This is a genomic window from Pedobacter sp. NEAU-ZC8 (genome assembly GCF_059278965.1).
Genome location: NZ_JCAJXC010000004.1, coordinates 208987 through 221351, shown reverse-complemented (window position 1 = coordinate 221351; position 12365 = coordinate 208987). Strand labels below are relative to the sequence as shown.

At 43.3% G+C, this 12365-nt stretch carries 9 protein-coding genes; 3 read left to right on the top strand and 6 right to left on the bottom strand.

Going from position 1 to position 12365, the window contains the following annotated elements:
* The 4 genes from AC5WJX_RS05340 to AC5WJX_RS05325 form a co-directional block, all read right to left on the bottom strand.
* On the bottom strand, positions 1–1039 hold a 1039-nt coding region (locus AC5WJX_RS05340), incomplete at its 3' end, for an IS1182 family transposase (RefSeq protein ID WP_494483671.1).
* A gap of 151 nt (positions 1040–1190) precedes the next feature.
* Entirely contained in the window at positions 1191–4124 is a 2934-nt protein-coding gene (gene secDF / locus AC5WJX_RS05335; RefSeq protein WP_494483670.1) for a protein translocase subunit SecDF, read from the bottom strand.
* 114 nt (positions 4125–4238) lie between these two features.
* Entirely contained in the window at positions 4239–4724 is a 486-nt protein-coding gene (locus AC5WJX_RS05330; protein WP_494483669.1) for a dihydrofolate reductase, read from the bottom strand.
* Complete coding sequence (locus AC5WJX_RS05325; RefSeq protein WP_494483668.1) at positions 4721–5515, bottom strand: thymidylate synthase; 795 nt, start codon at positions 5513–5515, stop codon at positions 4721–4723. Before AC5WJX_RS05325 ends, AC5WJX_RS05330 begins: the two co-directional genes overlap by 4 nt.
* 251 nt (positions 5516–5766) lie before the next feature.
* Here AC5WJX_RS05325 and ispE point away from each other — a divergent pair, with 251 nt between their 5' ends.
* From ispE to AC5WJX_RS05310, 3 genes are read left to right on the top strand one after another with little or no spacing between them, the layout of a single operon-like run.
* Positions 5767–6570 (top strand): 4-(cytidine 5'-diphospho)-2-C-methyl-D-erythritol kinase, encoded by an 804-nt coding sequence (gene ispE, locus AC5WJX_RS05320; RefSeq protein WP_494483667.1) that lies wholly within the window; start codon positions 5767–5769, stop codon positions 6568–6570.
* Positions 6571–6574: 4 nt separating this feature from the next.
* Positions 6575–6994 carry an OsmC family protein gene (locus AC5WJX_RS05315; RefSeq protein WP_440430329.1) on the top strand — a complete coding sequence of 140 codons (420 nt, stop codon included), beginning with the start codon at positions 6575–6577 and terminating at the stop codon, positions 6992–6994.
* Positions 6995–6998: 4 nt separating this feature from the next.
* On the top strand, positions 6999–8165 hold the full coding sequence (locus tag AC5WJX_RS05310; protein WP_440430330.1) for a trans-sulfuration enzyme family protein: 1167 nt from the start codon (positions 6999–7001) through the stop codon (positions 8163–8165).
* A 266-nt stretch (positions 8166–8431) separates the two neighbouring features.
* On the opposite strand, the gene AC5WJX_RS05305 is transcribed toward AC5WJX_RS05310, so the two are convergent.
* On the bottom strand, positions 8432–8704 hold the full coding sequence (locus AC5WJX_RS05305; RefSeq protein ID WP_494483666.1) for a LapA family protein: 273 nt from the start codon (positions 8702–8704) through the stop codon (positions 8432–8434).
* A gap of 5 nt (positions 8705–8709) precedes the next feature.
* Positions 8710–11517 carry a TolB family protein gene (locus AC5WJX_RS05300; RefSeq protein ID WP_494483665.1) on the bottom strand — a complete coding sequence of 936 codons (2808 nt, stop codon included), beginning with the start codon at positions 11515–11517 and terminating at the stop codon, positions 8710–8712.
* Positions 11518–12365 lie beyond the last annotated feature (848 nt).

Genomic DNA, 12365 nt, shown 5'->3' with positions numbered 1-12365 from the left:
CTTGTCTTCCTTCCAGTATGGTGTAATTTTCTTCTGATCCATATCCAGCATCTGCGGTAAGGGTTTCAGGCGCTTTGCCGAAGCTACGCTCATGCTGCTCCAGATGGGCTTTTAAGGTTAGTGTGTCTGTAGGATTTGGATGGATGGTGTAATTAACGATATACTGATTGGAGGTGGATATCTGCACGTTGTATCCGGGCTTTAATTGGCCATTCAACATGTGGTCCTCTTTCATGCGCATGAAAGTAGCATCTGTGTCTGTCTTGCTGTAACTATTGCGTTCTCCAAGAATAGCTTCCTGTTCTTCATATTTGGCAATGTTTTCCGGGAAGGTCTTATTGATATACCTCAGCTTGGCCTTCACCTTCTTATCAACCTGGTCATTTTCTGCAAGCAGTTTATTGAGCTTTTCAACGGTGGCATTCACACTTTCCGGATTGACGGTACTAAGGTCAGGTGGTTCAGGCATCCGATCTTCATCAGCAGCGACATGCTGGGCGTAGTTCCAGATATCCTCCAGCTGCTTTTTCATTTTCTCTTTATTGCTCTGGATTGATTTCTTCCAAACAAAGGTGTATTTGTTGGCATTTGCCTCAATCTTAGTTCCATCGGTATAAACCTGATCTATGCTTAACAGCCCTTCGGTGGCCAGTAATTGAACAACTTCTTCAAACACCGAGCGAAGTGCATGCTTCAGACGAACCCCACGAAAACGGTTGATGGTATTGTGGTCAGGCTTGCTCATGCCGCTAAGCCACATAAAAGGAACCCTTTCCCGGCAGGCTTCAGCAAGCTTCCGACTGGAATAGATATTGGTTACATAACCATAAACCAGCACCTTCAAAAGCAATAAAGGATGATAATTGGATCCACCCCGAATGTGATAAGCTTTTAAAAGCGGCTCAAGATTGATCCGATTAATCACATCATTGACAACGCGGACAGAATGATCCGCAGAAATTAAGTCGTCCAGACTCGGGGGAAGCATCACCAATTGATTTTGGTGATAGGGCCTGAAAGTAGGTCTTTTTACTGCCATTTCCTGGTATGTTTTATACTTAAAAATAAGGAAAACAGACCTTTAAAGCAACTATTTAGCACCTAAAACAGCACCTGTAGAAAATCATTATATAAAAAAGAGCCTGTTCATGATTTATGATACAGGCTCTTTAGCTGCAAAGCAAGTATTATTATTTGTTCTTTCCTAGATCGACAACGATCGGCGTAGAAATACATAGAGATGAATATGTACCAATTACACGACCAATCAACAAGGCGAAGATAAATCCTCTGATGCTTTCTCCACCGAAGATGAAGATCACAAGGAGTACGAAGAATACCGTTAACGAGGTAAGAATGGTACGGCTTAAGGTACTGTTCAATGCGAAGTTGATCGTATTGTTACGCTCTTCACCATGAATATCTTCTTTACCAGTTTCAGCAAGTTTCTCACGGATCCTGTCGAATACGACAACCGTTTCAGTCATGGTATATGACATTACAGTTAAGATCGCAGCGATGAAGTCCTGACCAATCTCCAGGGAGAATGGAAGTACACCGTCTAAGATCGTGTAGAATGACAATACCAGCAAAACGTCATGGAATAATGCGATTACCGCACCCAAGCCATAGTTAAGTTTCTTGAATCGTACGATGATGTAGATAAACATCACTAAACAAGAGAACAGGATCGCACCATAAGCGCTGTATACTAAGTCGCTGGCGATAATAGGACCAACTTTCTGGTTACTTTCAATGGTATACTTAGTGCCGGTTTTGTTCAAGCCTGCTCTTAATGCATCCTCAACAACTCTATCTGCAGAAGTTGCAACATCTGCAATGTGGTAAGTGGTTGTAATCTTAAGCTCGTTTGCGTTACCTGCAGTTTTAACTTCTGGTGCCTCATTTCCGAATACCGGAGTTAATTGCTCCTTCACGCTTTCGGTATCCATAGGCTTATCGAAGTGTACGATATAGTAGCGTCCACCTTTGAAGTCGATACCCAATCTTAAACCGCCGTTTTTGAAGTAGAAGATGGTACCTGCAATGATAATTACCGCGGAGATGGCATAATAGATCTTTCTGCGACCCACAAAGTCAAATGCGATGTCTCTGAAGGCGTGTAAAGTTGCTTTGTTACCGAAAGTGATATTTGAGCTCTTGTTCAACATGCTGTCGAATACCAAACGGGAGATCAATACTGCACAGAACAAGGAAGATAGAATACCGATACAAAGTGTAGTTGCGAAACCTTGAACCGGACCGCTACCGAAGATGTAAAGGATAATACCTAAAATTAAGATGGTAACGTTAGAGTCAATGATTGAAGGCATTGCATGCTTAAATCCTTCTTTAATTGCCAGAGCGGTCGATTTACCATGTAGTAACTCTTCACGCACGCGTTCAAAGATCAGAATGTTCGCATCAACCGAAAGACCGATTACCAGGATGATACCTGCAATACCAGGCAGTGTTAATACTGCACCAAGGGATACCAGGATACCCATGATAAAGAACAAGTTGATCACCAAGGCAAGGTTAGCAACCCAACCAGCTTTGTTGTAGTAAAGCGCCATGAACACAAGGATCACAACGAAAGCAAGACAGAATGATAATAGACCATTATCGATAGCAGCCTGACCTAATGATGGACCAACTACGAATTCACCAACGATTCTAGCCGGTGCAGGTAATTTACCCGCTTTAAGAATGTTTGCTAAATCTTGTGTATCGTTTACAGTGAAGCTACCGGTGATTGAAGAAATACCATTTGGAATTTCATTTTGAACAGTAGGCGCGGAGTAAACGTTGTTATCTAATACGATAGCAATAGATTTTTTGTTATTTGGATCTGCAGATGCTTCAGCAGTGATTTTTTTCCATTTAGCAGCACCGTCACCAGTCATGTACATGGTTACCTCAGGTCTGCCTTTCTGATCATAGTCAGCACGGGCATCGCTGATCGCTTCGCCACCTAGATCAGGTGCGTCGTTCGCGTCAACATCTTTGATGGCATATAGCTCGAATACTTTGCTGCCTTCCATCGGCTTAACGCTCCACATGAATTTGAAGGTTGATGGAATAACTGGCGCAATTTCAGCTCTTTTAAGGTAGCTGTTAACTTTAGCAGTATCTTTTTGCGCAACCCAGCCCACAACTGGTCCTGGACGTAACGCCGGGCCATTTGGTCCCTGGTAAGTAGGGATGGTTAGTACAGCGAATAATGGATTGTTTTTTGCAGCTTCTAAACGTTGAGCGGTTGAATCAGCAGTATTTGCTTTTTTACCTAAGCCAGCAAGCTTACTTCCAGCGGTAGCGGTAGAATCTTTCGCTACTGCAGTAGAAGTAGTGTCTTTAAGGGTAGTAGCTAAGGTTTTGTTGATATTCTCTAATAAAGAATAAACTTCTTCATTCTGATATACTTGCCAGAACTGAAGTTCCGCTGAACCTTGTAGTAATTTGTGGATCCTTTCTTTATCCTGAACACCTGGCATCTCAATCAGAATACGGTTAGTACCTTCTTGTTTCTGCATGTTCGGGCTCACCACACCAAAACCGTCAATACGGCTACGGATGATGATGAATGAACGGTCGATAGCACTTGTAGCTTCTTTAGACAAGTAATTTCTTACTTCTGCATTGCTTGCATTCGCTTTAAGTTGCTGTGCATTGTCCTGATTTGCAAAATAATCTGCAAGTTTTACATTAGGGCTTAGCTTTTCAAAGTTATTAACGAAGAGGTTGATAAAATCTTTACCGCCAGCATTAAGTTCGGTTTGTGCATTTGCAATAGCCTGATTGAAGTTAGCATCGTCAGGGTTTCCAGCCAGTGATTTTACCAGTTCAGCTAATGAAATCTCCATGGTAACGTTCATACCACCTTTTAAATCCAGACCAAGGTTGATTGATTTGGACTTACAGAATTCATAGTCAAATCCGAAGATCGGATAAACGGGTACGGCGGACATGGAGTCCAGATAAGCTTTCTCCTTCTCAGGATCGCCTTTCGCGTAAGCTTTCGCATTTTTCTCTACGTTCGACGTAACCAGATTGAACGAGAGGGAATACACACAGACAATACCTAAGAGTATTGCCATAAATTTAATAAAACCTTTACCTTGCATTTGTTGTTTGTAATTATTGTCTATATGCTATAAATTTTTTTTAACAAGTCGGCAAATCTAATTAAATTTTTAATTATTAGGCCACTTATCAAAGTTTTTCTTGGTGGTGCTCAACTATTTACTTTCGAGCGTAATGAAGGAAAAATCAATTGGATTTTTCTCGTCTGCCTGATGATCTTCGCGCGCAACTTCCAGCCATTTTTCCGGGTCTAAATCCGGGAAATAAGTATCTCCCTCAAAGTTCTGATGCACCCGGGTGAGATAGATCCGGGATGTTCTATCGAGTGCTGCCTTATAAATCTCGGCACCGCCAATCACGAATACCTCTGCCTCATCGCTGCATTTTGCCAGCGCCTCATCCAGGCTTTTCGTCACTTCTGCACCGGTGATCTTTAAATTCTCATTTCGGGTGATGACGATGTTCCGGCGATTGGGCAATGGCTTACCCATAGAGTCGTACGTTTTACGCCCCATAATAACCGTATGCCCCGAAGTGATGGTCTTAAAATGCTTCAGATCTGTCGGAAGTTTCCATAGTAGCTGATTGTCTTTTCCAATAGCATTGTTCGCAGCTGCAGCGACTACAAAAGTTACGATCATACAGCAACCTCTCCTTTAATGTGCGGGTGCGCGTCGTAATGCTCGAGGCTGAAATCCTCATAGCGAAATTCAAAGATGTCTTTAACTGCAGGATTAATCTTCATCTGCGGCAGCGGCTTAGGATCCCTTGTGAGCTGCAGCCTGGCTTGCTCAATATGGTTATTATATATATGCGCATCACCCAGGGTATGGATGAATTCACCTGCTTTCAGATCACACACCTGGGCAACCATCATGGTCAACAGGGCATAGGAAGCAATGTTAAAAGGAACACCAAGGAAGATATCCGCGCTGCGTTGATACAACTGGCAGCTTAACTTGCCATCAGCTACGTAGAACTGGAATAGCGCATGGCAAGGCGGAAGTTTCATATTTTCGATTTCCGCAACGTTCCAGGCAGAAACCATGATCCTGCGGGAATCAGGGTTCTCTTTGATGGTTTTAATTACCTGGGCAATCTGGTCAATGTGCCGGCCGTCAGCAGTGGGCCAGGAGCGCCATTGCGCACCATACACTGGTCCCAGGTTGCCATCGGCATCAGCCCATTCGTCCCAGATGCGGACATTATTTTCCTTTAGGTATTTAATATTGGTGTCGCCCTTTAAAAACCAGATCAGTTCATGGATGATGGATTTAAGGTGGAGTTTCTTGGTGGTGACGATTGGAAAGCCCTCCTCCAGGTTGAATCGCATCTGGTGCCCGAACACGCTTATTGTACCAGTGCCCGTACGGTCGTGCTTTTGTGTGCCATGGTCCAGCACATGTTGCATCAAATCTAAATATTGTTTCATTTCGTTATGGAGAGAACGATGGGAGCATCGTAATCTTATATATTGGAATTAAGTAAATGTTGATTTTTAAAATAAGTAAACCCGGTTTGTACAAATGTTAAATGCTGTTCTTACAAAACTATCATAAAAAACGTTAATGTGTGCCCTCTATGCTTTTAATTTCAAGAAGGGCAGACATCGTGGAGTTGATTACGCTACAGCTTTAATAGTCTTTTTGTAAGTTTGCTTTATTCAAGAAAAAATCAGAGCTCATGCTTGCATTTGCAAATGCTAAAATTAATATCGGCTTAAACGTGACAGAGAAGCTACCGAGTGGCTATCATAACATTGAGACGGTATTTTATCCCATAAAAATTCATGACGTGGTGGAGATCACCGATGCTCAGCTCATCAGCTGCAAGGTGGCAGGTATCGACATCGAGGGTAATCCCGAAGACAATCTTTGCTATAAGGCTTTCCGGTTACTACAAAAAGATTACAATTTTCCAGCGCAACAAATTACCCTGCTTAAGCAGATCCCAATTGGCGCCGGACTCGGTGGAGGCTCTTCTGATGCGGCGCACCTGATTAAGGTTATCGATCAGAAGTTCAACCTTGGTCTAAGCGTTTCGGAAATGGAGCAGTATGCCGCTCAGCTTGGCGCAGACTGTGCGTTCTTTATCCAGAACAAGCCAGTTTATGCTTATGGGAAGGGAGATCAGTTCATGCCGCTTACCCTGGATCTATCTGCCTATAACATGGTGTTGGTAAAACCGGAGATTCATGTCTCCACCGCGCAAGCCTATGCTGGGATGATTCCGCAGGCTAGTGACGCAAACCTGATTGAATTGGTGCAGCAGCCCCTGGAGCATTGGAAGAATCATATTAAAAATGATTTTGAACGGATGGTCTTCGAGAAATATCCGGCAATACGTGATGTTAAGAATGCGTTATACCAGGCGGGTGCCTTGTATGCTGCAATGAGTGGCAGCGGTTCTTCGGTATATGGCATCTTTGATAAAACAATCTCGCTCCCGGAACTTGAACAAAAAAATAAAGTGTACTATAACCTATAATAATATGATGGAGATCAACCTGGTCCGTAAAAACCAAAAGTTCAACTTTGAAGCAGTGAATCCTGCGGGCCAAACGGTAGAAATAGATGCTAAACCGGAAATCGGTGGTGAAGGCAGAGGTTTTCGCCCGATGGAAATGCTGCTTGTCGGTCTGGGTGGCTGTAGTGGTATTGATATGGTAAACGTCTTGCAGAAGCAGAAAGAGCCTTTGACTGATCTGAAGATCAACATCAAGGCGAGCCGCCGGGATGAAGAGATGCCACCGATTTTCGAAGAGATAAACATACACTTCGACCTTTACGGTCCATTGAACCAGCAGAAAGTCGAACGCGCATTGGCGCTGACTTTCGAAAAATATTGCTCTGTTTCCAATATCCTTGGACGCTCAGCAACTTTGAAATATACATACACCATTCATGCCTAATATAATGTCAGAAGAAAACTTCGAAACCATTGCCATCCGCCTGCAAGCGGAACGCAGCCAGTACAAAGAACACTCCGTGCCACTTTATCTAACTTCCAGCTATAAATTTGACGATGCAGAAGATATGCGCGCCCTGTTTGCCGCAGAAAAAGAAGGTAATGTTTATAGCAGATATGCCAATCCAAATACCTCAGAACTCATAGAGAAGATGGCTGCACTTGAAGGTGCGGAGACCGGCTGGGTAACCGCTACCGGTATGGCGGCAATTTTTACCACCATGGCAACTTTCCTGCAAAATGGAGATCATGTGCTTTCGAGTCGTGCTGTATTTGGCTCTACCCACCAGTTGCTTACCGGTATTTTCCCCAAATGGGGAATAGATTACGCCTATGCTGATCTGGATAAGCCACAGCAGTGGATCGATGGTATTAAAGCAAATACAAAGATGATCTTTGTAGAAACGCCTTCAAATCCCGGGATCGAGATCATTGACCTGAAATGGCTGGCTGATCTGGCTAAAAAACACAATTTGTTGTTAGTTGTTGATAACTGCTTTGCCACACCATACCTGCAGCAGCCGCTAAAGTTAGGTGCAGACATTTCCATTCACTCGGCAACCAAATATATCGACGGACAAGGACGTACCCTCGGCGGTATCATCCTGGGTTCTGCGGAGCTGATGAAGCAGATTGAAGGCTTTGCAAGGCATTCTGGGCCTGCAATGTCACCTTTCAACGCCTGGTTGTTATCTAAAAGCTTAGAAACACTTGCGGTGCGGATGGACAGGCATTGCGAAAATGCACTGAAAGTTGCCAGTTTCCTGGAAAGCCAAGCCAACGTTGTCAAAGTGATGTATCCTTTTCTGGAATCGCATCCACAGTATGAAATTGCGAAAAGGCAGATGAAACAAGGTGGCGGCATTGTCACTTTCGTGATTGAAGGTGGTGTGCAGGCTGCTGCCGGCTTCATGGATAAGCTTAAGATGTTCTCTATTTCGGCAAATCTTGGCGATACCAGATCCATCGCGACGCATCCGGCAACCAGTACACACTCCAAACTTACCGAGGCCCAACGCCAGGAGGTGGGTATTGAGCAAGGGACCATTCGCTTGTCCATCGGTCTGGAACATATCGATGACATCCTTAAAGATATTCAGCAGGCGCTTAGTTAAAATTGCGCTCCTTGTTAAAGAAGCTGTTCGGTTTTGCTGAACAGCTTTTTTTTGTGCCCATTCAAAATCAAAAAGAAGAAAGCTATGCAGCATAGTTGCAGCAGACCTCAAAAACATCTGACACACATGTTGCGTGGGTGAGGTGTGGACGAGGTGTGCGCCAGGTGTGTCTCAGCTGTGCTTAATTCTTGTATTTTGGTATAAACAAAAAGCGCGTGGATCTCCTGTGAGACGCACGCGCTTGGACGTAAATATAAAGTGTAAAGTTAGCTGATGTAATTGCGATCTTCTTCGCTAAGGTGATCCTTGTTCGGGTCATTGGAATCAAGACGATCATCATAGGTTGTGACCGTAGTTCTGGGCTTTGCAACGAAATAGCCCAGTACAAATCCGATAAATGTGCAGACACCAATCACGACCAGCTTCGAAACTTCCGCTGTGGTGAAAATGAAATTGAACTCCACTGCATCGGTGTTGATGACCAGGAAGACTGTAACGAGTGCCGTGAAGGCAATGATGAATAAGGTTTTTGCACGCATGAGGATTAGAAGCTATAATTTAACAATAATTCAAAAATAGGATTATGCCGGTAAGTGTGATTAACAAACACAATTCTTGTGCCCAGGTCTATGTTTGGTTGATAGCGAAGCACATTCATGTCGGCATGAATCTCTACCCCGTAAGTTTTAGGCTGAAAAATGGAAGTTTCTAATCCAATGTTCTCGTAATGCGAGAACACTCCGCCGCGCAGGTTGCGAATATAGGCAATCGGGCCAAGTTCTGCGTCAGGGAAGGCGATAGGGAACCTGTAGTTTAACAGGAAGGTATTTTTCAGTCTGCTCCTCGCCGGGATGTTGTTGTATCCGTAAACGGTGTTGATCTCCGTATTGTATTGCCTTACGCCTGAAGCCTGCTGATGGTTGAAGTTTGCCAGGAAACTATGATTTCTTCCGATCCCGGGGAAATAGGCGAAAGCTTCGGTAGAGAACAGATCCCCCTGAAGCCTGGAATCAAATGGCTGATGAAAATATTTCAACCGGAGAATCTGGCCCCATCTAGGTGCAACGTCGCGCTCGGCCTGCCTGACGCTGTGCTGTAAAGTTAGGCCGTAGTTTAACGGAAAGTTGAGCCTGGTGTTGAAACTGGATGGCAGGTTCTCCAGCATGTAACGCCTGGTATAACTGGTGCCGATGTTTGCAGATATGTTGTAGTTGTCGTTTAGGGCACTGAAGCTGATTGGAATCCTTGCGTTCAGTCCGATGTAGTGCTCCCGCCAGTCGCCCTGTTTGATCACCTTGTTAGCGTTATAAAAACTCCGTCTTGGCCGATTTTCATAGTTTACCGTAAACACGGGAAGAAAGCTCTTGATGGATATACCGGCATTGTACTCGAAACGGTTCAAATCCCGGTGATAATCCAAACCGGTAAATAAACTTACGGTATTCAGTAGATTATCTGATTGCAGCTGCAGTCCTCCGGTATAGCTGTCCTCAATCGTCGGGATAATGCTGTGAAAATTGAAGACATGCTGTAGCTTGCGGAAGGGACGGGACTGATAATTGCTGTCGGGAATTTCGGCAAATACATCCCAGATATTTTCCTGTGCTTTGGCTGCCTGGCCAAAGAAAACGAAGTTGTCTGCTTCCACTTTTTCAGGATTAAACGTTTGTGTTGCGACCTCGAAACCCTGCGGATTGTAGTTGTTGAAAACGAAAGTCTCGTCATTTTCACCCGGAGCAAGATTAAAAGCGCCGAATTTAGAGGCGCTCAGCGCCATTATCTCCTTCGAGTTGAGGTCTAAGTAGTAAATGTTATCTAAACCGCTGTAATGGGCGTTAAATGCGATTCCTTGCTTGTAAAACACCGGTTTGCTGATCTGTTGCCGTGTTTTTTTGATCAATTCCAGCTTTTTGCCTGATTTTTCCATCAGCCACAAGGACTTGCCTTTTTCTGATACACTAACGTATGTGAACGAATTACCGTCGGAATTGTAAGCTGGTGTCTGCAGAATTAGGTTGTCATCATTCTCATATTTATAGAGGATTTCTCCGGTATTTGCATCCAGTTCCACGAGGTTAAACTGATTACTTAAATCAACCTGAACCGCAATAATTTTCTTGCCATCAGCAGAAAGGGTAGGGGAGAAGAGCCTGGATTTAAAAGTCAGTTGTTTGTAGGATTTGGTGGAAATATCGTAGCGGCAAATAACGCTGAAACTTTCCTGCCGAAAGCGTGGGTTATATCGAATTTCATCCCATACTATGATGTTCTTAGCGAAGCTAAACCAGGGCTGTTCCTGATAGCCGATTTTAAGTATGGTTTGTTCGTTTTTATTCTTGTCAATAATGACGAATTCTGGGGTGATTGCCTTGCTCTTTTTTAATGTTAACAGGGTTCCATTTTCCATAGTAACCGGTAATAAATAGTCGGTCGAAAACTTCGGAGTTTTGGTTTGTGTCTGGTACATTTCACAGTTGGATAAACTGTCTTGTTTCTTCCACTCATTTTGAAGTAATGAAACGGTTTCTTTGTACCACTCCTGTGTTCCCTTTCCGGTATGTTTTTTCAAGCTATTAGAGAAAGGATAAAGTCGTAATGGACGTCGTTTAATGTCGGTGAGTACGCTGTCGAAAATACCCGTTCCAAATTGCTTTCTGATGTTCGAACTAAGCAGGTAACCAAGTTGATAATATCCAGGTGTTACGTCCTTTGAGGAACCAAAGTTTGCCTTACTGTAGTTGTACGTTTTTCCGCTGAGTAAGTTGGCGCGGTAGGGCATGATCCAGGCCGGTTGTCGGCCACGTCCGGAATTGGTTAAAGCAGTCTCTGTGGTAACGGCATCACCTTCAAAGAACCATAGCGGGATGGAGGCACCCATCCAGGCAAAGTATACCAGCTCAGGGAAGGGGCGCTTTCGCCCGGTAAGCTTATCATACTGCACCGCATGACGTAGCTCATGCACCGCTAGGTTGTTTAGCCAATCCTGACTGTCAAAGGCCTGTGGTGGGGTAGTGAAGAACTCAGATTTCTTCGGACCAAGTTGTACAAATCCATTTGCGATGACGCCACGGTTCTGGAGCACGATGGGCAGCTGCGTTCCTGACACGCCTAAACTGTATCCCTCCCGGGGATAAATGAAGCTGATGGTGTTGGCCATGCGTTGTGCCTCAGTTTCGATCTCTGCTGGAAAGATGATCTTAAAGCCATTTGCATCTATTTGACGCCACTTTACACTAAGTGGGTTCTGTTCTCCATTGAAAAGTTGTGCTTGTGCTGGTGCTAATGATACGATTGAACATATCGAGTATAAAGTACTGATAAGTAATATTCTATGTGGTTTTAAAAAGGGCATATAACTTTAATGCTAAAAAACTTAGTTATTTTCTCGTGTAAAATCTCAACCTACATTAAGTAAATATTTTCAAATATTTGGTAATGTATTGATAATCATAATTCTATTACTTGTAGTTGCCTTGTCGTATTTACATGAAATATCGTCTCGAGCTTGGTAATTTCAGGTCTTTTAACCTTGAAAACCCAATTCCAAGATCTAAAAGGATTTTGCTCGTAATATACACTAATCAGTTGTAATTGAACATCAGAATTTTTGCTTGTCGGAAAAAATTGATGCAGGTAGCACCGGTTAGAGCTCTTCTGATTGTTCATCACGATTGTACTTTTTATCAAATTCTCGGCGCGTAAAAACAAGATTTTTGGGTGATGTACATTCCCTATTTAAATCATTGTTGATCTTTCAGCGCTGAAAGAACTGAAGTTTATCGGAGGTATATAACCAGCTTAGGAGGCTCAGGTACCGGTAATTCTGGTGCTGTTTGAAGTGAATATTTTAGCCCTAGTTAGGTGCTTTTCCTCGCATTTTGATCTTTGATTTATACCCAGAATTTTCGTGTTTCAATAGCGATATAGTACCTGTCGCTTCTATTATATAGAGGCGTATAATGACATAAGTAGGTCGTCTTGAATAGCGATGTTAGATGGTGTCTTCAGTTAAATAGGGGTGATAAACTGACCGTATTCTGCGTGTAATCTGTTCTGTTTGTTGTGTTAATTTAGAACATATTGAATGGATCTTACTGCTATTTATTTGTCTTATTTAATAGTTTGCAGTTGTAGATTTTGATTCTTTAAAGCTCATAAGGTGAATAACGTGATCTGTAAAATTAAATTATTTCACTGCTA

Coding starts and splice junctions, on each gene's coding strand:
- secDF (WP_494483670.1), bottom strand. CDS start 4,124: ATGCAAGGTAAAGGTTTTATTAAATTTATGGCAATACTCTTAGGTATT.
- AC5WJX_RS05330 (WP_494483669.1), bottom strand. CDS start 4,724: ATGATCGTAACTTTTGTAGTCGCTGCAGCTGCGAACAATGCTATTGGA.
- AC5WJX_RS05325 (WP_494483668.1), bottom strand. CDS start 5,515: ATGAAACAATATTTAGATTTGATGCAACATGTGCTGGACCATGGCACA.
- ispE (WP_494483667.1), top strand. CDS start 5,767: ATGCTTGCATTTGCAAATGCTAAAATTAATATCGGCTTAAACGTGACA.
- AC5WJX_RS05315 (WP_440430329.1), top strand. CDS start 6,575: ATGATGGAGATCAACCTGGTCCGTAAAAACCAAAAGTTCAACTTTGAA.
- AC5WJX_RS05310 (WP_440430330.1), top strand. CDS start 6,999: ATGTCAGAAGAAAACTTCGAAACCATTGCCATCCGCCTGCAAGCGGAA.
- AC5WJX_RS05305 (WP_494483666.1), bottom strand. CDS start 8,704: ATGCGTGCAAAAACCTTATTCATCATTGCCTTCACGGCACTCGTTACA.
- AC5WJX_RS05300 (WP_494483665.1), bottom strand. CDS start 11,517: ATGCCCTTTTTAAAACCACATAGAATATTACTTATCAGTACTTTATAC.